Origin of the sequence: Sphingomonas qilianensis (genome assembly GCF_039614825.1) — a bacterium.
Classification (GTDB): Bacteria; Pseudomonadota; Alphaproteobacteria; order Sphingomonadales; family Sphingomonadaceae; genus Sphingomonas; species Sphingomonas qilianensis.
The window spans coordinates 77,171-98,234 of sequence record NZ_JBDIMF010000003.1 but is presented as its reverse complement, the minus strand read 5'-3'; the positions used below and the strand labels follow the sequence as shown (position 1 = coordinate 98,234).

Below are 21,064 nucleotides of genomic sequence, written 5' to 3'. Positions count from 1 at the left end.
GGGTCCACTGAGCCGCAAAGATAGCCGCGGCAAGTTATGCGGCCCGGTGGACCCCGGAACAATTCCAGGGTGACGGTTGCGGGATCTCAAAATTCCACGCCCTTCTGCGCCGCGAAGCCGGCATGATACGGATGCTTCACCTCGCCGAAATCGGTCACCAGATCGGCAATCTCAAGCAATTCCGGCTTCGCCCCGCGCCCGGTGATGCAGATATGCTTGGTCAGCGGGCGTTCCTTGAGGAACGCGACGATCTCGGCGATCGGCAGCGTATCGTCGCGCAGCACGATGTTGAGTTCGTCGAGGATCACGAAATCGATTGCCGGATCGAGGATCATCTCCTTCGATCGCTCCCAGGCGGCGCGCGCCGCGGCGATATCCTGTGCGCGGTCCTGCGTGTCCCAGGTAAAGCCCTGCCCCATCACTTCGAACGTCGCGAGATCGGGATAGGCCTCGAAGAAATTGCGCTCCCCCGTCTCCCACTTGCCCTTCACATATTGCAGGATCGCCACCTTCATGCCCCAGCCGATGCTGCGGATCGCCATGCCGAAGGCGGAGGAGGATTTGCCCTTGCCGTTGCCGGTGTGGACGATCAGCAGCCCGCGCTCCAGCGTGCGCCGCGCCTGCATCTTGGCCCGCGCCTCGGCCATGCGCTTCATCCGCGCATTGTGCCGCGCATAATCGTCGCCGGCATCCTGGGGCGTATCGGTCATCGGGCAAAATCCTTGAGAGCGGTGGCAAGACGGTGCAGCGCTGCGGCGCCGCGCGGCAGGCCGAGGCGCAGCCGATCGGGTTGGTCGGCAAACGGGCGGGTGAGGATAGCATGCCGCGCCAGATGCGTGAAAAGTGCGCCTGCGCGCGCGCAGCCGATCAGGCGGAACAGCGGCGCGCGGCCGAGGATCGGCAGCCCGGCATCGCGCAGCAGGTCGTCCAGCAACGCGCCCGCCGTGCCGATCCGCGCGTGCTGCGTCTGGCGCCACGCGGTGTGGCGATAGGCGGCAGTGCCGATCGCCACCGCCGCGCTGGAGACGGGCCAGTCGCCGAGCAGCGCGCGCAACCGCGCTGCCACGCCGTCGCCCGCCACCACGAAGCCCAGCCGCACGCCCGGCAACCCGTAGAATTTGCCAAACGAGCGCAGGACGATGAGCCTGTCGCTGGCATGCGGCGCGAGGCCGGGGGCCGGATCGGCATAGGCTTCGTCAACGATAACGGTAGTGTCTACAGACAGCGCGCAGAGCGTTGCCGGATCGGTCACGCGGCCGTCCGGGTTGGCGGGGCTGGCGAGCACAAGCAGGTCGTAGGTCGCCCCGTCGCCTCCGGCGGAAAGCGCGGAGCCCTTGCCTACGTCGTCCCCCCGGACTTGGTCCGGGGTCCACCGCCCCGCACGATCAAGTGCCTGCGAGTTTGCGGCACGGTGGACCACGGACCAAGTCCGGGGGGACGGTGTGGGTGGTGGTAAGCCACCCTCGCCCGACAGGGGAAGCAAGGAAATCCCGACCGCATCCGGCCATGCCGCGCGGTGCCCGCCATAGCCCGGCACCGCCACCGCCGGCCGCTGCGCCTTCAGCACCAGCGCCAGCAAGCGCAGCGCCAGATCGGTCCCCGGCACCGCCACGACCTCTGCACCGGAGACGCCAAACGCCTGGCCCGCCGCCGCCTCCAGCGCGGCAATCTCGCCGGGCTCGGGCAACCGCGCCCAGCCCATGTCCAGATCGCCGACCGGCCACGCCCAGGGCGCGATTCCGGTCGACAGATCGATCCAGTCGCCCCCGTGCCGGTCGCCCTCGCCAAACACCGCGCGCGCGTCAGCCACGCGGCCGCCATGCGTGCAGAACGTGGCGAGGGCGTCGTCCATCAATAGGTCAACCGGATGCCACCGAACGCCGCACGGCCCGGCTGCCCATAATTATAGATCGTCTGATAGCGCACGTCGAAGGCGTTCTCGATCCGGCCATAGAGCTCGACACGCGCTCCGATGGGCAGCGCCGCACGCACGTCGGTCAGCACATAGCCATCGAGCCGCCGCGCGTTCGAGGCGTTGTCGAAACTATCGCCCACCGCGGTGATCGTGGCCCCCGTCTTGAGCCCGAACGGCCAGCGGTAATCGGCATTCACCGTCACGCTGTCGCCTGGCCGACGCGCCAGATCGCGCCCGTAATTGGCGGTGCCGCGCGACCGATCGGTGGCATCGACATAGGTGTAGCTCGCGCTGAACGACAATGGCTCGACCGGCTTCAACAACAGCGCGAGTTCCAGTCCCTGCGCGCGAGCACGCGCGACATTGTCGTACGTGCCATCGGGGCGACCGGCGCAGATGCCCGTCGTCGCCGTGGCCGGGCATGACACGAACGTGATCAGATCGCGCGTGTCGCGGTGGAACCACGTCGCGCTCGCCTCGATCGCGCCGCCCAGCGCCTTTTGCGTCACGCCGGCATCCCAGCCATGCGAGCGCTCCGGGGTCAGCCCCGCATTGCCGTATTCGCTCTGCAACTGATACAAGGTCGGCGCCTTGAAGCCTTCGGAATAGCTCGCGCGGAACGCGGTCGATCCGCCATTGGGCGAATAGACGCCGCTGCCCGAGAACGTTGTTTCGCCGCCGAACACATTGTGATCGTCATGCCGCACGCCGCCGGTCGCGGTCAGCCCGGTGATCGGCGTCACCGCCAACTGCCCATAGACGCTGAACAGCCGCGCGCGGCCCTTGGTCGCGGCGCCGCCATAGCTCGAACTCGAAAAGCGCGACACTTCGCGCTCCGCGCCGAACGTCGCGAACACCGCCTGGCTCAGATCGACCACGCCCTGATATTCCAGTCGGTTGTTGCGCCCGATGCCGCGGAACGTCTCGGTCGGCGTGCCATCGGGATCGATGTTGCGGCGATCGGTATCGGTGTGGGCAAAGCCGATGCGGTTACGGAACTTGCCGTCAAACAGCGCCGCGTTCAGCCCGGCATAACCGGTCCACTGCTCGCTCTCGCCATATTCGCGGGTATCGCCGAAGCTATAGGTCGGGGCCGGATAGCCATCGATGTCGGTGCGGCCGTTGGTGTAGAAACCACGCAGATCGATCGAGATATTTTGCGTCAACGCGATTCCGAGACTGCCGTTCGCGCCATAATTGCGGAACCCGTCCTTCTCCCTGCCCAGCGCGAAAGCCGAGATGCCGTCGGTGGTGTAATAGCCGCCGCCGACGCTGGCTGAAACCGGACCGACCTTGCCCGAGACATTGGCAAAGCCCTGCCCGGTGCCAAACGAACCGCCTTCGGCGCGCGCATTCACCGCAAGCTGCTCGGTCGGCTGGCGCGTGATCAGATTGACCACGCCGCCGATCGCCTGGCTGCCCCACAGCACCGATTGCGCGCCGCGCAGCACTTCGATGCGCGCGATATTGCCGATCAGCAGGCTGCCGAAATTGAACCCGCCGCCCGGCGACGAGGGATCGTTGAGCTTGATGCCGTCGATCAGCGCCACGGTCTGGTCGCTGTCCGCGCCGCGGATGTTGACCGAAGTGGTGGTGCCGACGCCGCCATTGCGCGTCACGGTGACGCCCGGCGTCTGGCGCAGCAGATCGGAGACGACCACCGCCTGGCGATCGGTGATCGTCTGCGTATCCAGCACGGTGACCGATTGGCCGACCGTATCGGCCGGGCGCGCATCGCGATTGGCGGTGACGATAATGTCGCTGCCCGCTTGCGCCGCTTGCGTCAGCCCGCCGGTGGATTGCGCAGTCTGGGCAAAAGCGGGGGTGGCGGCCGCAATGCACGGCAGCAGGATAAGAGATGCATAATTCTTCACATGGTTTCCCCTTGGCAGTAACCAGGGACGCACGTGATGACTCGCCACGGAAAACAGCTTTCCATCGCGCACGACCCCAACGACGTCGTCACGCGAGGAAAACCTCGATCGCCCGGAACACCCCGTCCGCACGAAGGACAACCGCGACAGGCAGGTCTCCTGGCTCCCGGTTCATCGCCTTGCCCGGCCTTCCCGGATCCCAGGGGATCCAGTGGCGCACGAGGAGCAAGGCTCACCGGTCACAGTTGCGGGGACAGCCCCGGATGACGAACAGATGCTCGCTTCCGGGTTCCCTTTTCATTCCATCTCTGGAAACCTGACGCAACCGCGCCCATAAGGCCCGCCGACGGCGAGGGCAAGATGGCGACGACAACGATGTTTCTGGGGGGCGCGCGCTCGGGCAAGAGCCGGCTCGCCCAAGCGGCGGCGGAGGCCTGCCCTGGGCCGCTGATCTATCTCGCCACCGCGCAGCCGTTTGACGCCGAAATGGCCACGCGCATCGCGCATCACCGCGCCGATCGCGGGCCACGCTGGGCCACTGTCGAATGTCCGCTCGCCTTGCCCGAGGCAATCGGCGCGGTGACCGAGGGCGCAATCCTGATCGATTGCCTCACGCTGTGGCTCTCCAACCTGATGCTTGGGGAGCACGATATCGCCGCGCGCAGCGCCGATCTGATCGGCGCGCTGGACCGCGCCACGCTGCCGCTCTTTGTCGTCTCGAACGAAGTCGGGCTGGGCATCGTCCCCGAATATCCGCTCGGCCGCGCGTTTCGCGATGCCGCCGGGCGGCTCAATCAGGCCGTCGCGGCGCAGGCGCACCGGGTGTTTTTCGTCGCCGCCGGCATGGTCCTGCCGCTGCAGCACTTTTCAAACGCGCCGCTCTAACCGGCGACGCGCATATTGCGCACTGCTTCCCCTTGACGTAAACGTGAACCAACCCACCTTGGTCTGCCCAGACCGCCCGGTGCGCCGGGTGCCCAAATGGAGATTCTCGTGACCGATGTCGTGATCGCCGGCTATGCCCGCTCGCCGTTCCACCTCGCAGGCAAGGGCGACCTCGCCCGCGTCCGCCCTGACGATCTCGCCGCGCAGACGATTCGCGGGCTGCTCGACAAGACCGGCGTCAATCCGGCCGAGATCGAGGACATCATCCTCGGCTGCGCCTTCCCCGAGGGCGAGCAGGGCCTCAACGTCGCGCGCATGATCGGGCTGCTAGCGGACCTGCCGCTGTCGGTTGGCGGCATGACGGTAAACCGCTTCTGCGGCTCGTCGATGAGCGCGATCCACATCGCGGTCGGCCAGATCAACATCGGCGCGGGCGACGCGTTCATCTGCGCCGGTCTCGAATCGATGAGCCGCGTCCCGATGGGCGGCTATAACCCCCTCCCCAACCCCGATCTCTTCAAGATGAACGCCGGCGCCTATATGGGCATGGGCGAGACCGCCGAGAACGTCGCGCGGGATTACCAGATCACGCGCGCCGAGCAGGATGCGTTCGCGGTCAAGAGCCAGGACAAGGCCGCCGCCGCGCGCGCCGATGGCCGCCTGTCCGACGAGATCGTGACGATCCAGACCAAGGCCGGCCCGGTCAGCCAGGACGGCACGATCCGCGCCGGCACCACCACCGAAGCGCTCGCCGGGCTCAAGCCCGCGTTCAGCGCCGATGGTTCGGTCACCGCCGGCACCTCGTCGCCGCTCACCGATGGCGCCTCCGCCGTCCTCGTCACCTCGGAAGAGTTCGCGACCAAGCACGGCCTGACCATCCTCGCCCGAATCAAGTCGGTCGCGGTCTCGGGCAACGAACCGTCGACGATGGGCCTCGGCCCGATCTACGCCTCGCAAAAGGCGCTGGAGCGCGCCGGGATCACCGTCGCCGATCTCGATGTGGTCGAGATCAACGAGGCGTTCGCGAGCCAGGCGATCGCCTGCATCCGCGACCTCGGTCTCAAGGACGAGACGATCAACCTCGATGGCGGCGCGATCGCGCTCGGTCACCCGCTCGGCGCGACCGGCGCGCGCATCGTCGGCAAGGCGGCGGCGCTCTTGGCCCGCGAGGGCGGCCGCTACGCGCTCGCCACCCAGTGCATCGGCGGCGGTCAGGGCATCGCAACGGTGCTGGAGCGCGCATAATGGTCGATGCTGTGAAAAAGGTCTGCGTCATCGGCGCGGGCGTGATGGGTGCGGGCATCGCGGCGCAGGTCGCCAATGCCGGCATCCCCGTGCTGCTGCTCGATATCGTGCCACGCGATTTGCCCGAAGGCGGCGACCGTGATGCGGTCGCCAAGGGCGCGGTCGCCAAGATGCTCAAGACTGATCCCGCGCCGTTCATGTCGAAACGCGCGGCCAAGCTGGTCGAGACGGGCAACATCGACGATCATCTGGGTCGCGTCGCCGAGTGCGACTGGATCGTCGAGGCGATCGTCGAGCGGCTCGATATCAAACAGTCGCTCTATGCCAAGCTCGAAACGCTCAAGCGCCCCGGCACGGCGGTGTCGTCCAACACCTCGACGATCCCGCTCGGCCATCTGGTCGAAGGCCGCACCGATCAGTTCAAGGCCGATTTCCTGATCACGCACTTCTTCAACCCGCCGCGCTACATGCGGCTGGTCGAGATCGTGCGCGGCGTGGCAACCGACGTCACGGTGGCCGAAAAGGTCGAGAATTTCGTTGATCGCTTCATGGGCAAGCGCATCGTCCGCGCGAAGGACACGCCGGGCTTCATCGCCAACCGCATCGGCACCTATTGGCTGGCGGTCGCGATCAACGCGGCGATGGACCGGGGGCTCACCGTCGAGGAAGCCGACCAGATCGGCGGCCGCCCTATGGGCGTGCCCAAGACCGGCATCTTCGGGCTCGTCGATCTCGTCGGCGTCGATCTGATGCCGCTGCTGTCGAAAAGCCTGTCGTCGACGCTCCCCGCCGGTGATCCCTATTTCGATACCGTGCGGCCGATGCCGCTGGTCGACAAGATGATCGCCGAGGGCTTTACCGGCCGCAAGGGCAAGGGCGGCTTCTACCGCTTCGACAAGGCGACGCGGACCAAGCTGTCGCTCGATCTCGCCACCGGCGATTATCGCGCTGAGCAGAAGCCCGCCGATCTCCCCGGCAAGACCGCCAAGGACCTCGCTGCGCTCATCGCCGAGCCCGGCAAGATCGGCACCTATGCCTGGACGATCCTCGGCAGCGTGCTTTCCTACGCCGCGATGCTCGTCGGCGAGGCGGCGGACGATGTGGTCGCGATCGATGACGCGATGAAGCTCGGTTATAATTGGAAGTTCGGCCCGTTCGAGCTGATCGACAGCATCGGCCCCGGCAGGCTCGCCGAGCGCCTCGCCGCCGAAGGCCGCGACGTGCCCGCGATCCTGACGCTCGCGGGCGATCGCCCGTTCTACCGCGTCGAAAACGGCAAGCGCCAGTATCTCACCAGCGCCGGCGATTATGTCGATGTGCCGCGGGGCGAGGGCGTCGAACTACTCGAGGATATCAAGCTGCGCACGCAGCCGATCCTGACCAACGCGTCGGCCTCGCTGTGGGATGTGGGTGACGGCGTCGCTGCGCTCGAATTCCACACCAAGATGAACGCGCTGGACGATCAGGTCATCGCGCTGATCGAGGAAGCGATCCCGGTCGTGCAGGAGCGCTTCAAGGCGCTGGTCGTCTATAACGAAGCCAGCAACTTCTCGGCCGGTGCCAATCTCGGGGCCGCGATGTTCGCGGTCGGCGCCAAGCTGTGGGACATGGTCGAGGCCAGCGTCGCCAAGGGGCAGCAGGCCTATAAGGCGCTCAAATACGCGCCCTTCCCCGTGGTCAGCGCGCCGGCGGGCCTGGCGCTCGGCGGCGGCTGTGAGATCCTGCTCCATTCGGACGCCATCCAGGCGCATGCCGAAACCTATGCCGGTCTGGTCGAATGCGGCGTCGGCCTCGTTCCCGGCTGGGGCGGCAATGGCGAGATGATGGATCGCTGGACCAGATCGGGCGCGCTGCCCAACGGCCCGATGCCGGTGCTGAGCCAGGTGTTCCAGATGATCTCCACCGCGCAGGTCGCCAAATCGGCCGCCGAAGCGCGCGAGATGATGATCCTGCGCAAGAACGACGGCATCACCATGAACCGCGATCGCCTGCTCGCCGATGCCAAGGCCAAGGCGCTGGCGCTGGTCGATGGCTATGCCGCTCCCGAAAAGCCCAGCTTCCGCCTGGCCGGGGCCAGCGGCCGCACCGGGCTGACGATGGCGGTGGCCGATTTCCGCAAGAAGGGCATGGCCACCGACTATGACGTGGTCGTGTCCGATCGCCTGGCGGTGGTACTCACCGGCGGTGAGGCCGATCTGGTCGATACGGTAACCGAGCAGGAAATGCTCGATCTCGAGCGCGCCGCGTTCATGGACAGCGTCAAGGATGAGCGCACGCAAGCGCGCATCGTGGCGATGCTGACCACGGGCAAGCCGCTGCGCAACTAGTCAGGGGCGGTGCCGGTCCGCCGGCACCGCGCCCGTCCCCCACGGAACAGCCGATGCGCACCATTTCCCACGACGTCGCCGTCCGCCTCTATCATCTCGGCGACGACGGCACCGCAGCGACCCTGATTTACGGCACGCTGGCCGAAGCGCTCGCGCTCGCGGCACAACAGACAGATGACGTACAGGATGGCCTGTTCCTGCAGACCAGCAACGATGTCGTCGCCTATCTCGATTACGTCGATGGTTGATGCGCTTGCCGCGTTGACCCGGGCGGCGGCGTTCCGCTAACGCAACCCGGCGTGGGCCTGTAGCTCAACTGGTTAGAGCTGGCCGCTCATAACGGCTAGGTTGCGGGTTCAAGTCCTGCCGGGCCCACCACCGCGCCGGGGCGCCGCCTCGCGAAGCCGGCGGGGCAGCGCGCAGCGGCACGTGATAGCAAGCGCGGGCGACAGACGCACCCTCGCTCAATTGGCCGATGCGTGGTCCATCGCGCCGCGCGTGGCAGCGGGCAGCATCAGGGTCAGATGGCGCGCATCGATGGTCAGCGCCCCATCCAGCTCACGCGCGAGATTGCGCGCCAGCCGCAACGCGAAGCCCGTGCCGAGCAACGGCGCGCCCTCCGCATCCGCCGCGGCCTCGGCATCGATGCTCAGAATGGCGTCGGTGCCGAACGACGCCAATGCGCGCGGCCGATCGAATATCAGCGAAACCATCGCGTCCGCGCCGAGCGATGCCACCACGCCGATCTGCTCGCCCGCCCCGCCGGACGCCACCAGCGTCGCCATCAATCGCCCGATCAACCGCTCCACGGCGCGTTCATCCCCGGCAATAGCCAGCCCCTTAGCCCCCGCATCGACGCGCACCGATGTCCCGCGCAGCGTGGTCAGCGGCGCCAGATCGCCCGCCACGCGCGCCAGCAACGGCGCCAGCGCCACCTGCTCGGCGCGCAACTCCAGCGCGTGCGATTCGAGCCGGGCAGCAAGATCGATATCGTCGATCGCGGTGAGCAATCCGGCCGCCTGTGCGCGGATCGTCGCCGCCTGCTCACGGTACGAATGCGGCACCGGCCCGAGCAATTGCATCTCGATCATTTCGGCAAACCCGGCGATCGCGTTGGTCGGGGTGCGCAATTCGTGCACCAGCTGGCGCAAGGCATCGGCGCTTGCTCCGTGCAGCGGATGCGCCGGTGCCGCGCTCTCGTCGATGCGCGGTCGCCGCGCAGTGCCACGATAGCCGGTAAACCGCCCGCTCTCAGCGTCGAATACCGGCGTGCCGGTGATGCGCCACTCGCCTGCGGCATTTGATGTGCCGCCGACCACCAGCCGCGCGCCGCTGAAGTCCGCGCGGCGGCGGAACGCGCCGCCGGCAATGCCATCGACCCGCGCTGCGCCGGGCATATCGGCCAGCTCGATCGACAGCCCGATCAACGGCGCACGCGCCGCCCCTTCGATCCAGCGCATTACGCCCCGCGCATCGGTTTCGAACAAAAATGTCTGCGCAAGCGGGCCGGCCAGATCGGAGGACGCCGGCTGGTCCGCTGGCAGGCCGATCGGCGGCCCTGTCGTCTCGAGCCGGCGCTGATAGGCGTCGATTCGCGCGACCAGCTCGGCAATCTGGAACGGGCCTTCGGCCACGCCCTCCGCTATCTCCGGGGCGGGGGCGGCGGGGGCGGGGGCCGGCGCATCGGTATGCCGCAACGCTTCCGCCACCACCGGTAGCCCGCGCGTGATCGATCCTACCGATAGAAACGGGCTCGCGGCACTGGGGGTATCTGCGGCCGCCGCGGGCCCCACCGCCGCCGCGCGGTCCGGGGCAGGCGCCGGCACGGCCTGATGCCCGCGGGTCGATCCGTCGCCGTGCGGCTCCGGTGCCGCGACCGCGTCAGACGCCGCCAGAATGAAATCGTCCGATCCGAAGGCGGCCAGCGCGCGACGCACCGCAGGATCGAGATCGCGCCGATGCCGCAGGATCGATCGCCCCGTCGGCGTCAGGCCCGGCAGCACCGCCAGCCATTCCGCACTGGTTAGCATGGCCACCCGCAGCACCGGCGCCGCGATCGCCAGTTCCTCATCGAAAAACAACCGCGCCAGCGCGGCGGGCGGCCGCGTAAAGGCCAGCGCGCGCGCCGTCGCCGCGCGCACCGATTGCGGCACCAGCGGGCGCAGCGCGGCCAGCCGCGCCATCGCCACGTCATCAGGAGCCACGCGCCCGCGCCCGATCAGGTCGACCAGTTGCCGCCAGGCCGACTGCGCACCGAACGGCGACGACATTTCTGCCGCAAGCACCGTGTCGAGACTGTCGTCAAACCGCACATCGTTTCCTTAAGGTCGCGCGCCGCGTTGCGGCTCTGCGTCGCCTGGATACCTAACCGTGCAAGCCCGCCACTGGAAGCGCCTGATTTCGGCCCGTCGCATTGTGGGACAATTGCGTTCCCTCGCAATATTATTATGCTTAGAGGGACCGCGCCAGTCGTAAATGGGCGCGGCGCAGGAGCACGAAGTAATGGCCTTTGATCACATCGACCGACAGATTCTCTCCTTGCTGCAGGTCGATGGGCGGATGACCAATGTCGATCTTGCGGAGCGTGTCGGCCTCACCGCTCCGCCCTGCCTCCGCCGCGTCCGCGCGCTGGAAGACGCCGGCGCGATTCGCGGCTATCATGCCGAACTCGACGCCGCGATTCTCGGCTATCCGATCACCGTCTTCGCCATGGTCTCGCTGCGCAGCCAGGCCGAGCATGATCTGCATGCGTTCGAGGAGCATGTGCACGGCATTCCCGAAATCCGCGAATGCCATATGCTCAACGGCGAGATCGATTTCATCCTCAAGATCGTCGCGGCGGATCTGAAAAGCTTCCAGGATATCCTCACCACGCATCTCACGCCCGCCCCCAACGTCGCCAGCGTCAAGACCTCGCTGACCATTCGCACAGCCAAGGCCGTGCCGGGAATTCCAGTGCGCACCGAGTAAGCTTGCAATGTTGGATTTCCTCTGAAATCATCGTGGCGGTCTTTGAAATCGTCAGCTAGATCAGCGCATGGCCGCCCGACTGCTCGGCGCGGCGCCAGTTATAGCGACGTGTCCTAAGGCAATCGCCGCGCTTCGCTGTCGCAGGCGTATTGCCTCGTGCCGAATGTAGCACGCCACTGTCGCGTCGCCGTCGCTGCGGCGAGGCTTTGGTGGTGCACTGATGGTGCGTCGCAGAGCGGTGCCGTGGCGTCGTCGTCGCGTCACCGGCGCATAAAGCGCGTTACCGGGTCAACATTGTCAACATTCGCCGATCGCCGGCGGCATTAGTCGAGTCGCCACGTCCGACCGCGATTAACCTTCGGGCAGGTCCCAACGCATCTCAGCGCAGACAGCCCAAAAAAAAGGGCGGCATCGCTGCCGCCCTTCTTCGCTTGCCTTGAAGGGGTCGTTTACCCAGCGGCGGGGGTCGGCGCGCCCGGCGCATCCGCCCACACGTTCCACAGCGTGGCGATCTGGCCGCGCAGCCCGGTCGTCACCTGCGCGAACGCCGCCTTGGCCGAAGCCTTGTCGCCGGTCTGCAGATAAGCGATGCCGAGATGCGTGTTGATCTCGTCCTTGTTGAGCTTGGCGCCGCCCTTGCTCAGCGCGAGCTTGTACATCTCGACGGCCTTGGCCGCGTTGCCCGTGCCGAGCGCGTAATCGCCCACGCCATTGGCTTCCAGGCCATCCGCCGCGGCCATTGCGCGCTTTTCCTGCACGGCCAGCGAGCCCTCGCGGGCCAGCTGCGTGTTGGCCTCGCCCAACGTCATCTTGGCCGACGAATTTGCCGCGGCAATCTTGCCCGATGCGGTGCCTTCGGCAAGCACGGCCTTGGCTTCGGCGGCATTGGCGGTCTGCACCGCGAGATCGGCATATTCGATATATTCACGCTCACCGGCCAGCGACTTGGTCGCGCGCAGCAGGCGGAACAGATCGATGCGCTCGCGCTTGGTGATCTGCTTGTCGTTCTCGCCCTGGAAGCCGAACACGTAGATCGCCGTGTGCCAGTTGGGCTGCGTGTTGTAGGCATACAGCCATTCACGCGTCCACCGCATCGTGCCCGCGGTATCGCGCGACTTCTGTAGCGCGACGATGGCATATTTGTAGAGATCCTCGTCGACCGGCTTGCCCGCGGCCTTGTCGGCGGCGATCTGCTTCTCGATCCCGGCCACCCCGCCGGCCACGTCGCCTGCCTGGATCTTGGTGCGCGCGATCTGCAATTCCATGTTCGGCGCGGTGAAGCCGGACTGCGTGGCGCGATCGAAGAAGGCCAGCGCCTGCGGATATTGCTTGGCGTTATAGGCGATGTTGGCGCGCATATAGGCGTAACGGCCGACTTCGGTGGCGGGCGTCTTGGGGTTGGCGATCAGCGCGTCGAGCGGGCCGGCCAGCACGGCGGGGTTGCCGGTGTTGCCGATCTTGTTCGCTTCCAGCTGCAGGCGGAAGGCCTGCGCCAGATAGCGCTCGTCATCGGTCTTGGCGCCGCTTTCCATCAGCGCGACATTGGTCTCCGCGGTGGCGAAGTCCTTGGCGGTCAGCGCGGCGGTCGCGGCGGCGCTCGCCACGCGGATCGGCTCGCTGACGACCAGGCCACCCTTGCCCTCGTCCTTCTTCTTGGCGGCGGCGGCGGGCGCGACAATGGCGACGCTGCTGGTGCCGGCGATCAGCATGGCGGTCAGCGCGGCTTTGGCAAATGTCTTCACGAACGAACTCTCCTCTTGGCGGTGCGGGGCACCGTTGTCGTCTTGCCTGCTGTAACCTGCGCCCGGAACGGGTCAAGCGAAGCGGCATATCGGGCAGCGAATGCCACCCTGCCCCTGAACAACGATTGAATGCGCGGGTGGCTCCCGCTACCCGATGGGCATGATCGCCATCCTCTCCCCCGCCAAGACGCTGGATTACGACAGCCCGCTGCCATCGCTCAAACCCACCGCCCCGCGCTTCGACGCCGAAGCGATCAGGCTGGCCGCCGCCGCGGCCAATCTCAGCCAGAAAAAGCTGTCCGAATTGATGCACATCTCGCCCGCTTTGGCCAAGCTCAATGCCGATCGCTTCGATGGCTTTGTCGATCAGCCCGAGCGTCCGGCGCTGTTCGCCTTTGCCGGCGACGTCTATACCGGGTTCGAGGCCAAGACGCTCGATGCGCCGGGCGTGGATTTCGCGCAGGATCATGTCCGTATGCTCTCCGGCCTGTACGGCCTGCTCCGCCCGCTGGATAAGATGCGCCCCTATCGTCTGGAAATGGGCACGCGCTGGGCGCCGCGGCGCAAGAGCCTGTACGATTTCTGGGGCGACCGCATCGCCGATCTGCTCGCTAAGGATGTCGCCGCGGAAGGCTCGGGCGTCATCCTCAATCTCGCCAGCCAGGAATATTGGCGCGCGGTCGATGGTCGCTTGCCCAAGGATGTCCGGGTGATCGAAATAGAATTTCGCGAACCCGGCCCCAAGGGCCCGCGCTTCGTCAGCTTCAATGCCAAGCGCGCGCGCGGCATGGTGGCGCGCTATCTGTGCGAGCACCGCATCACCGATACCGAAGCGATGAAGGGCTTCGACACCGACGGGTATCGCTTCGACGCCGACGAAAGCGACGACACGCGCTGGCGGTTCCTGCGGCCATGAGCGGTTCGGCCGTCATCATCGGCGCCTCGGGCGGCATCGGCGCCGCGCTCGAGGAAGCGCTGGCCGACGAAGGCGCGTTCGACACGGTCCACGGCTTCGCCCGCTCGCGCAGCGGCGACCAGCATCTCGATCTCGAAGACGAAGCCAGCATCGCCAGCGCTGCGGCCGTGGTGGCGAAAGGCCCAGCCCCCCGCCTGATCATCGTCGCCACCGGCTTGCTGCAAGAGGATGGCCACGGCCCGGAAAAATCGATGCGCGAGTTCGACCCCGCCTGGCTCGCCCGCAATTTCACCATCAACACGATCGGCCCCGCGCTGGTCGCCAAGCATTTCCTGCCGTTGATGACGAAGGGCCAGCGCGGCGTGTTCGCTGCGCTCTCGGCGCGCGTCGGCAGTATCACCGATAACAAGCTCGGCGGCTGGTATGGCTACCGCGCCTCCAAGGCCGCGCTCAACATGATGCTGCGCACGCTGGCGATCGAGGAACGCCGCCGCAACGAGCGCAGCATCGTCGTCGGCCTGCACCCGGGCACGGTCGACACCGCGCTGTCCAAGCCGTTCCAGGGCAACGTCCAGCCCGGCCACCTGTTCGATCCCGGCCGCGCCGCGGTGCAGCTGCTCGACGTGATCGACGGATTGAAGGTCCCCGACAGCGGCAAGGTCTTCGCCTGGGATGGCACGGAAGTCCCGGCGTGATTTAACCCTCTCCCGCTTTCGCGGGAGAGGGTTGGGTGAGGGTCTTCTTCTGCTCGGCAGTCGAATACGGGATGACCCGTGCCGATGCGGCTAGGCCCGCCGGACGCAGTCGGACCAGTCTCGCCGCTCTCGCGCAAGGGAGAAGGGACCCGTCACGATCACCCCCCACCCTTGGCATTTTCGGCCGCCTCGGCTAGAGCCGTCACACGATTGAAACCAACCCGAAAGCACCAGAAATTTGACCGACGAGACCATCCTCGCCGACCCTTCCGATATCTCGCCGATCTCGATCGTGGACGAGATGCGCTCGAGCTATCTCGACTATGCGATGAGCGTCATCGTCAGCCGTGCGCTGCCCGACGTGCGCGACGGCCTCAAGCCGGTCCACCGCCGCATTCTGTTCGCCAGCCAGGAAGGTGGTTTCGTCCCCGGGCGCCCGTATCGCAAATGCGCCAAGATCGTCGGCGACGTAATGGGCAATTACCATCCGCACGGCGACAGCTCGATCTATATGGCGCTCGCCCGCCTTGCCCAGGATTGGGCGATGCGCGTGATGCTGATGGACGGTCAGGGCAATTTCGGCTCGATGGATCCGGATATGCCGGCCTCGATGCGCTATACCGAGGCGCGGCTGACCAAGGCGGCGATGGCGCTACTGTCGGACATCGACAAAGACACGGTCGATTTCGCGCCCAACTATGATGGGTCGCGCGAAGAGCCCACCGTGCTGCCGGCGCGCTTCCCTAACATTTTGGTCAACGGCGCAGGCGGCATCGCCGTCGGCATGGCGACCAACATCCCGCCGCACAATCTCGGCGAAGTCGTCGATGCTTGCCTCGCTTATATCGAGAATGGCGGCATTACTATCGATGAACTGATGGAGATTGTCCCCGGCCCCGATTTCCCGACCGGCGGCATCATCCTCGGCCGGGCCGGCTGCAAGGCCGCCTATACCGAGGGCCGCGGCTCGATCATCGTGCGCTCGCGCCACATTGTCGAGGAAGGCCGCGGCGATCGGCGCTCGATCGTGCTCACCGAAATTCCGTACCAGAGCGGCAAGAACAACCTCGTCGAGAAGATCGCCGAAGCCGCCAAGGACAAGCGCATCGAAGGCGTCAGCGACATTCGCGACGAATCGAACCGCCACGGCGTGCGCATCGTCATCGATCTGAAGCGCGATGCGACGGCCGATGTCGTGCTCAACCAATTGTGGCGCCATACCCCGGCGCAGGGCTCGTTCCCGGCCAACATGCTGGCGATCCGCGGCGGCCGCCCCGAAACGCTCAACCTGCGCGACATCATCGAAGCGTTCGTCAAGTTCCGCGAAGAGGTGATCACCAGGCGCTCGAAGTTCGAGCTCGCCAAGGCACGCGAGCGCGCGCATCTGTTGCTCGGCCTGGTCATCGCCGTCACCAATCTCGATGAAGTGGTGAAGATGATCCGCGGCTCGTCGAGCCCGGCCGTCGCCCGTGCGCGATTGCTCGAGAAGAGCTGGCCGATCGCCGAGATCGCGCCGTACATCCGCCTGGTCGAGGCGGTCGAGGACAAGCAGGAAGGCGATGTCTATCGTCTGTCCGAAGCGCAGGTCCGCGCGATCCTCGATCTGCGGCTGCATCGCCTGACCGCGCTGGGTCGCGACGAAATCGGCAACGAGCTTCAGGGCCTGGCGGATTCGATCACGGAATTGCTCGAAATCCTCGCCAACCGTGCGAAGCTCTATGAGGTGATGAAGGAAGAGCTCGCCGCCGTGCGCGCCGAATTCGCCACCCCGCGCCGCACCGAGATCGCCGCCGCTGCCGATGGCATTGACGATGAGGATCTGATCGAGCGCGAGGACATGGTCGTCACGGTGACGATGCAGGGCTATATCAAGCGCACCACGCTCGATACGTTCCGCGCCCAGGCACGCGGCGGCAAGGGCCGCTCGGGCATGAGCACCAAGGACGAGGACGTCGTCACCGAATTGTTCGTGACCTCGACGCACACGCCGGTGCTGTTCTTCTCCACACACGGCAAGGTCTACCGCAAGAAGGTCTGGCGTCTGCCCGAGGGTGGCGCCGCCACGCGCGGCCGGCCGATGATCAACCTGCTGCCGCTGGCCGAAGGCGAGACCATCTCCACCGTGCTGGCGCTGCCCGAGGACGAGGCGGAATGGGGCAATCTCCACGTCATGTTCGCCACCGCCAAGGGCAATGTGCGCCGCAATTCGATGGATGCCTTCACCAGCATTCCGACCAACGGCAAGATCGCGATGAAGTTCGAGGGCGAGGACGAGGATGATTGCCTGATCGGCGTCGCCCTGCTCAGCGAAGGCGACGATGTGCTGCTCGCCACCCGTGCGGGCAAGGCGATCCGCTTTGCCAGCACCGACGTGCGCGAATTCCAGAGCCGCAACTCGACCGGCGTTCGCGGCATGGCCCTGAAGGGCGACGACAAGGTCATCTCGCTGTCGATCCTGCACCGTGTCGACGCCAGCCCGCAGGAGCGCGAGAATTATCTCAAATTCGCGCCGTGGAAATCGGAGCGGGAGGGCGCGCCGGACGATCAGGAATTGTTCGATCAGATGGTCAAGGCGGAGCAGTTCATCCTCACCGTCTGCGCCAATGGCTATGGCAAGCTCTCCAGCGCCTATGATTATCGCCGCACCAATCGCGGCGGCCAGGGCATCACCAATATCGACAATATCGCGCGCAACGGCCCCGTCGTGGCGAGCTTCGCCGCCGCCAAGGGCCACCAGCTGATGCTGGTCACCGATCAGGCGAAGCTGATCCGCACCACGCTGGGTTCGCTGCGCGTGATCAGCCGCAATTCGGCCGGCGTGAAATTGTTCGATGTCGGCAAGAACGAGCATGTCGTCTCGGCGGCGCGGATCGAGGAGACGGTAGAGGATGCCGAGGCGGATGTCCGCGGCCCCGACGACGCGCCCGAGATCGCCCCGAACGATGACGGCGACACGCGCGACGATCTCGCCGCCGGCCCGGAAGACGGTGCATGAGCGATCTGCCGACCACGGCGTACAAGGTGCTCACCGCCGACCAGATGACGGCGCTGGAGACGGACGGCACTTTCGCCGGCGCGCCGGTCGATCTGGCCGACGGCTATATCCACCTCTCGACCTGCGAGCAGCTGACTGAAACGGTCGACAAGCATTTTGCCCGGCAGAGCGATCTGCACGTCGCGGCGGTCGATCTCGGCAGCTTCGGCAACTCGCTCAAATGGGAAGAGTCGCGCGGCGGCCAGCTCTTCCCGCATCTCTACGGCCCGTTATTGTTGGAAACGGTGATTGCTTACGGCCCGCTCGAGCGGCTGGCGGACGGCACGGTCAAGCTGCCCGTCGCCGGCTGAGCGCCATCGCGTCACCCCGGCAAAAGCGGGTGTCCCCGGCACCGCATCCCAGGCTACGCTTAGGTATACAGGTCCACCACGTCCGCCCCCTGCCCCACCGCCTTTAGCAGCAACGTCCGGTGGCAATGGCAGGGATCGCGCTCGAAACACAGCAGCGCCGAGGGCATTTCCGCTGCCAGATCGAGCATCTGCTCCGCCTGCGCCTGCGCCTCGGGCAAGTCCAGTTGCTCGGCATAGACCGCGGTCAGCGTCGCCACATCGCCTTTCTTGGCGGCATCGCGCCCGCGCTTGGGCGTGCCCAGCGCCTTCAGATGGACGTAGCCGATCCCCGCCTCAAACAGCGACGCCGCCAGGGAGGTTTTGGAGAAGCCCGGCCGCCGCGACAGCGGCAACGCGCGCACGTCGATCACCCGCTTCACGCCCGCTTTGGCCAAAGCCGCCAGAAAGTCGGCCATCGTCGTGGCCTCATAGCCAATCGTAAATATCTTCATGCGGCAAACATGGTGCCCCCGCCGCGCCGCCGCAACGCGACAGGCCCGCGCCGCGAAGGGTTGGCCAAGTCGCCGCGGAGGCGCTAACGCAACGCCATGACACATGACATCCACATCATCGGCGGCGGGCTCGCCGGATCCGAGGCGGCGTGGCAGCTCGCCGAGGCTGGCTTCAAGGTCAAGCTCTCGGAAATGCGTGGCACTGGCGAAATGACGCCGGCGCATCACACCGATGGCCTTGCCGAACTGGTCTGCTCGAACAGCTTCCGCTCCGATGACGCGACGAGCAATGCGGTGGGGCTGATCCACCAGGAAATGCGCACGATGGGATCACTCATCATGCGCGAGGGCGATGTGCACAAGGTGCCCGCCGGATCGGCGCTGGCGGTCGACCGTGATGGCTTTTCGCAAGGCGTGACGCAGGCGATCGAAAACCACGCCAACATCACCGTGGTGCGCGAGCGGATCGACACAATCCCGACCGACGGCCCGGTGATCATCGCCACTGGCCCGCTCACCGCCGCGCCGCTTGCCGCCAGCATCGGTGCGGCGACCGGCGCCGATGCGCTGGCCTTCTTCGATGCCATCGCGCCGATCGTCCATTTCGACAGCATCAACATGGAGACAGCCTGGTTCCAATCGCGCTGGAACAAGGGCGCCGACGAGAATGGGGGCAAGGATTACATCAACTGCGCGATGACCCAGGAACAGTATCTCGCCTTCCACACCGGGCTGATCGAGGGCGAGAAGACCGAATTCCGCGAATGGGAAAAGGACACGCCCTATTTCGAGGGCTGCATGCCGATCGAGGTCGCCGCCTCACGCGGCGTCGATACGTTGCGCTACGGCCCGATGAAGCCCGTCGGGCTCGATCACCCGGTCACCGGGCGCTGGCCTTATGCGGTCGTGCAACTGCGCCAGGATAATGCCTCCGGCACGCTGTGGAACATCGTCGGCTTCCAGACCAAGTTGAAGCATGCCGAGCAGGTGCGCCTGTTCCGGACCATCCCGGGCCTCGAAAATGCCGAGTTCGCGCGGCTGGGCGGGCTGCATCGCAACACTTTCATCCGCTCGCCCGAATTGCTCGACCCCACGCTACGGCTCAAATCCATGCCCAACGTGCGTTTCGCGGGGCAGATCACCGGCTGCGAAGGCTATATCGAGAGCGCGGCGATCGGCCTGATCGCCGGGCGCTTTGCCGCCGCCGAGCTGCGCGGTGAAACGCTCGCCCCGCCGCCGGTGGCCACCGCGCTCGGCGCGCTGCTGCACCACATCACCGGGGCCGCGGAAGCCGAGACGTACCAGCCGATGAACGTCAATTTTGGGCTGTTCCCGCCGATCCCGGGCAAGACCAAGAAGGCGGATCGCAAGAAGATGTACACCGATCGTGCACGCACTGCGCTGGGGGAGTGGCTGGCGGCCTGACGGCCGACGGTCAGCCCTCATCCTCCTCCCGTGCAGCGCCGGCGGCCGCCGGTGGGCACGTCACCCGCACCGCTGCCTTGCGCTTGGGCGCGGTCGCCACGAACTCGGTGGCGGTCATCGTCCCGGATTTATCGGCGTCCGCCAGCGTAAACTTGTCTGTCGATTTCACTGCCCATTCGGGGAACGACAGCCGCCCATCCTTGTCAACGTCCAGCCGGGCATAGGCCTTGCGCCGGCTGGCCAGATATTCCTCGCGCGTGATCAGCGCGTTGCGATCCTTGTCGTAGCGGTTGAAGCGTTTTTGCTCGCGCGTCTTTGGGCTCGCCTCGGGCACCGTGTCCGGCAGTGGCTCCATCCCGGCGATCTGATCCGCTGCTGGCGCCGCACGCAATGGTGAAACCGATCGCGCCGGCATCCTCACCAGCAGCACCCCCGCCGCAATCACTAGCAAAATCGCGATTCCACCCGCCAGATACCGCCACATATCCCGTCTCCCCCACGCCCAAATTATCGTCTTTTGCGCGCCAGGAAAAGGGTTAACGCCCCGTCACCCGCCGGTCAGCCGATGGCGCAGCAAACGCCATACGCGCGCCGGCGACGCCGGCCGGATCGGCGCGCCAAGCGGCACTGCCAGATCCATCCGCGCCAGATGTGCCAGCGCTCCCAGCGTCCGTGCCGGCCGGCTCCACCGCGCGCCGGTCGCCGCCGCCAGCGGCCCCGCCGCCAGCCCCCGCGCGCGCGTCGCCACCGTCGCATCGCTGGCATGCCGCGCCAGATCCGCCAGCGCCCAGCCGCGCCCCGCCGGCGCCACCGGATCGCCTGGCGCGGCACCCAGCACGGTGCCTGCCGCGCCGAACAAAATCACCCCGCGCTGCGCATATGTCGTCATCACGCTATCGTCAGGCCTGTCGCCGTCGAGCAATGCCTCCCACGCATCGATCATCCCGGCCAGGCGCGCCCCGCTCACGCCGCGCGGCAGTGCCTCCGCCGCCAGCGCCTGCAACACCGGCTCGGCCGGCGCAGCGCCACCGTCGAGACGCTCCAGCGCCTCGAACCACCAGGTCAGCCGCATCTGCCCCACCACCGGCTCGCGCGTGGTGCGCAGGATCCGGCCCAGCGTGTCGTCCAACGCAAACAATGCTGCCACTGCGGGGCGCGCCGCGACGGCCGCATAGGACAGCGCGAGCAGCCGCTCGGGATCGTTCATCGTGATACGCCTGGAAAAGCCTGGTTA

Annotated in this window: 18 protein-coding genes, 1 tRNA gene and 1 riboswitch; of the genes, 11 read left to right on the top strand and 8 right to left on the bottom strand. The window is 66.6% G+C overall.

Going from position 1 to position 21,064, the window contains the following annotated elements; translation table 11 throughout:
• Nucleotides 1–86: 86 nt before the first annotated feature.
• Genes cobO through ABC969_RS09215 form a run of 3 tightly spaced genes read right to left on the bottom strand, consistent with a single transcriptional unit; the run spans nucleotide 87 to nucleotide 3,789 of the window.
• A complete protein-coding gene (gene cobO / locus ABC969_RS09225) occupies nucleotides 87–710 on the bottom strand; it encodes a cob(I)yrinic acid a,c-diamide adenosyltransferase (RefSeq protein ID WP_345864399.1) in 624 nt (207 codons plus the stop codon).
• Nucleotides 707–1,852, bottom strand: coding sequence for an aminotransferase class I/II-fold pyridoxal phosphate-dependent enzyme (locus tag ABC969_RS09220; protein WP_345864398.1), 1,146 nt, complete (start codon nucleotides 1,850–1,852; stop codon nucleotides 707–709). Before ABC969_RS09220 ends, cobO begins: the two co-directional genes overlap by 4 nt.
• On the bottom strand, nucleotides 1,852–3,789 hold the full coding sequence (locus ABC969_RS09215; protein WP_345864397.1) for a TonB-dependent receptor plug domain-containing protein: 1,938 nt from the start codon (nucleotides 3,787–3,789) through the stop codon (nucleotides 1,852–1,854). The genes ABC969_RS09220 and ABC969_RS09215 overlap by 1 nt, the downstream gene beginning before the upstream one ends.
• 132 nt (nucleotides 3,790–3,921) lie before the next feature.
• Nucleotides 3,922–4,124, bottom strand: a riboswitch (cobalamin riboswitch).
• A gap of 25 nt (nucleotides 4,125–4,149) precedes the next feature.
• Here ABC969_RS09215 and cobU point away from each other — a divergent pair.
• The 5 genes from cobU to ABC969_RS09190 all read left to right on the top strand — a co-directional run bounded on the left by cobU (nucleotide 4,150) and on the right by ABC969_RS09190 (nucleotide 8,624).
• The gene (gene cobU / locus ABC969_RS09210; RefSeq protein WP_345864396.1) at nucleotides 4,150–4,674 is read left to right on the top strand and encodes a bifunctional adenosylcobinamide kinase/adenosylcobinamide-phosphate guanylyltransferase; all 525 of its coding nucleotides are present in this window, start codon (nucleotides 4,150–4,152) and stop codon (nucleotides 4,672–4,674) included.
• Between the two features lie 108 nt (nucleotides 4,675–4,782).
• Nucleotides 4,783–5,919 (top strand): thiolase family protein, encoded by a 1,137-nt coding sequence (locus tag ABC969_RS09205; protein ID WP_345864395.1) that lies wholly within the window; start codon nucleotides 4,783–4,785, stop codon nucleotides 5,917–5,919.
• Nucleotides 5,919–8,246, top strand: a complete 2,328-nt coding sequence (locus ABC969_RS09200) for a 3-hydroxyacyl-CoA dehydrogenase/enoyl-CoA hydratase family protein (protein ID WP_345864394.1) — start codon at nucleotides 5,919–5,921, stop codon at nucleotides 8,244–8,246. Before ABC969_RS09205 ends, ABC969_RS09200 begins: the two co-directional genes overlap by 1 nt.
• Nucleotides 8,247–8,299: 53 nt before the next feature.
• Nucleotides 8,300–8,494 (top strand): hypothetical protein, encoded by a 195-nt coding sequence (locus ABC969_RS09195; protein ID WP_345864393.1) that lies wholly within the window; start codon nucleotides 8,300–8,302, stop codon nucleotides 8,492–8,494.
• Nucleotides 8,495–8,547: 53 nt separating this feature from the next.
• Nucleotides 8,548–8,624: transfer RNA gene (locus ABC969_RS09190), tRNA-Ile, on the top strand.
• An 86-nt stretch (nucleotides 8,625–8,710) separates the two neighbouring features.
• On the opposite strand, the gene ABC969_RS09185 is transcribed toward ABC969_RS09190, so the two are convergent.
• The gene (locus ABC969_RS09185; RefSeq protein WP_345864392.1) at nucleotides 8,711–10,558 is read right to left on the bottom strand and encodes a sensor histidine kinase; all 1,848 of its coding nucleotides are present in this window, start codon (nucleotides 10,556–10,558) and stop codon (nucleotides 8,711–8,713) included.
• A gap of 190 nt (nucleotides 10,559–10,748) precedes the next feature.
• On the opposite strand from ABC969_RS09185, the gene ABC969_RS09180 reads away from it, so the two are divergent.
• Entirely contained in the window at nucleotides 10,749–11,216 is a 468-nt protein-coding gene (locus ABC969_RS09180) for an Lrp/AsnC family transcriptional regulator (protein WP_345864391.1), read from the top strand.
• Between the two features lie 449 nt (nucleotides 11,217–11,665).
• Here the strand turns inward: ABC969_RS09180 and ABC969_RS09175 are convergent, their stop codons facing one another.
• Nucleotides 11,666–12,958 (bottom strand): hypothetical protein, encoded by a 1,293-nt coding sequence (locus ABC969_RS09175; RefSeq protein ID WP_345864390.1) that lies wholly within the window; start codon nucleotides 12,956–12,958, stop codon nucleotides 11,666–11,668.
• Between the two features lie 160 nt (nucleotides 12,959–13,118).
• Here ABC969_RS09175 and yaaA point away from each other — a divergent pair, with 160 nt between their 5' ends.
• The 4 genes from yaaA to ABC969_RS09155 all read left to right on the top strand — a co-directional run bounded on the left by yaaA (nucleotide 13,119) and on the right by ABC969_RS09155 (nucleotide 17,914).
• Nucleotides 13,119–13,874 carry a peroxide stress protein YaaA gene (yaaA, locus tag ABC969_RS09170; RefSeq protein WP_345864389.1) on the top strand — a complete coding sequence of 252 codons (756 nt, stop codon included), beginning with the start codon at nucleotides 13,119–13,121 and terminating at the stop codon, nucleotides 13,872–13,874.
• The gene (locus ABC969_RS09165; protein WP_345864388.1) at nucleotides 13,871–14,569 is read left to right on the top strand and encodes an SDR family NAD(P)-dependent oxidoreductase; all 699 of its coding nucleotides are present in this window, start codon (nucleotides 13,871–13,873) and stop codon (nucleotides 14,567–14,569) included. Before yaaA ends, ABC969_RS09165 begins: the two co-directional genes overlap by 4 nt.
• Before the next feature lie 238 nt (nucleotides 14,570–14,807).
• Entirely contained in the window at nucleotides 14,808–17,564 is a 2,757-nt protein-coding gene (gene gyrA / locus ABC969_RS09160; RefSeq protein WP_345864387.1) for a DNA gyrase subunit A, read from the top strand.
• Nucleotides 17,561–17,914, top strand: a complete 354-nt coding sequence (locus ABC969_RS09155; protein WP_345864386.1) for a DUF952 domain-containing protein — start codon at nucleotides 17,561–17,563, stop codon at nucleotides 17,912–17,914. The genes gyrA and ABC969_RS09155 overlap by 4 nt, the downstream gene beginning before the upstream one ends.
• A 59-nt stretch (nucleotides 17,915–17,973) precedes the next feature.
• On the opposite strand, the gene ABC969_RS09150 is transcribed toward ABC969_RS09155, so the two are convergent.
• Nucleotides 17,974–18,405 (bottom strand): DUF488 domain-containing protein, encoded by a 432-nt coding sequence (locus tag ABC969_RS09150; protein WP_345864385.1) that lies wholly within the window; start codon nucleotides 18,403–18,405, stop codon nucleotides 17,974–17,976.
• Between the two features lie 96 nt (nucleotides 18,406–18,501).
• On the opposite strand from ABC969_RS09150, the gene trmFO reads away from it, so the two are divergent.
• The gene (gene trmFO, locus ABC969_RS09145) at nucleotides 18,502–19,830 is read left to right on the top strand and encodes a methylenetetrahydrofolate--tRNA-(uracil(54)-C(5))-methyltransferase (FADH(2)-oxidizing) TrmFO (RefSeq protein WP_345864384.1); all 1,329 of its coding nucleotides are present in this window, start codon (nucleotides 18,502–18,504) and stop codon (nucleotides 19,828–19,830) included.
• A gap of 10 nt (nucleotides 19,831–19,840) precedes the next feature.
• Here trmFO and ABC969_RS09140 read toward each other — a convergent pair whose 3' ends face one another.
• Both ABC969_RS09140 and ABC969_RS09135 read right to left on the bottom strand, forming a co-directional pair.
• Complete coding sequence (locus ABC969_RS09140; RefSeq protein WP_345864383.1) at nucleotides 19,841–20,314, bottom strand: EF-hand domain-containing protein; 474 nt, start codon at nucleotides 20,312–20,314, stop codon at nucleotides 19,841–19,843.
• Between the two features lie 63 nt (nucleotides 20,315–20,377).
• The gene (locus ABC969_RS09135) at nucleotides 20,378–21,037 is read right to left on the bottom strand and encodes a squalene/phytoene synthase family protein (protein WP_345864382.1); all 660 of its coding nucleotides are present in this window, start codon (nucleotides 21,035–21,037) and stop codon (nucleotides 20,378–20,380) included.
• Nucleotides 21,038–21,064 lie beyond the last annotated feature (27 nt).

Excerpts from the sequence above, each read along its gene's own strand:
- ABC969_RS09165 (WP_345864388.1), top strand. The coding sequence starts at position 13,871 with ATGAGCGGTTCGGCCGTCATCATCGGCGCCTCGGGCGGCATCGGCGCC.
- cobO (WP_345864399.1), bottom strand. The coding sequence starts at position 710 with ATGACCGATACGCCCCAGGATGCCGGCGACGATTATGCGCGGCACAAT.
- ABC969_RS09155 (WP_345864386.1), top strand. The coding sequence starts at position 17,561 with ATGAGCGATCTGCCGACCACGGCGTACAAGGTGCTCACCGCCGACCAG.
- ABC969_RS09200 (WP_345864394.1), top strand. The coding sequence starts at position 5,919 with ATGGTCGATGCTGTGAAAAAGGTCTGCGTCATCGGCGCGGGCGTGATG.
- ABC969_RS09135 (WP_345864382.1), bottom strand. The coding sequence starts at position 21,037 with ATGAACGATCCCGAGCGGCTGCTCGCGCTGTCCTATGCGGCCGTCGCG.
- yaaA (WP_345864389.1), top strand. The coding sequence starts at position 13,119 with ATGATCGCCATCCTCTCCCCCGCCAAGACGCTGGATTACGACAGCCCG.
- ABC969_RS09220 (WP_345864398.1), bottom strand. The coding sequence starts at position 1,852 with ATGGACGACGCCCTCGCCACGTTCTGCACGCATGGCGGCCGCGTGGCT.
- ABC969_RS09180 (WP_345864391.1), top strand. The coding sequence starts at position 10,749 with ATGGCCTTTGATCACATCGACCGACAGATTCTCTCCTTGCTGCAGGTC.
- ABC969_RS09140 (WP_345864383.1), bottom strand. The coding sequence starts at position 20,314 with ATGTGGCGGTATCTGGCGGGTGGAATCGCGATTTTGCTAGTGATTGCG.
- ABC969_RS09195 (WP_345864393.1), top strand. The coding sequence starts at position 8,300 with ATGCGCACCATTTCCCACGACGTCGCCGTCCGCCTCTATCATCTCGGC.
- ABC969_RS09150 (WP_345864385.1), bottom strand. The coding sequence starts at position 18,405 with ATGAAGATATTTACGATTGGCTATGAGGCCACGACGATGGCCGACTTT.
- trmFO (WP_345864384.1), top strand. The coding sequence starts at position 18,502 with ATGACACATGACATCCACATCATCGGCGGCGGGCTCGCCGGATCCGAG.
- cobU (WP_345864396.1), top strand. The coding sequence starts at position 4,150 with ATGGCGACGACAACGATGTTTCTGGGGGGCGCGCGCTCGGGCAAGAGC.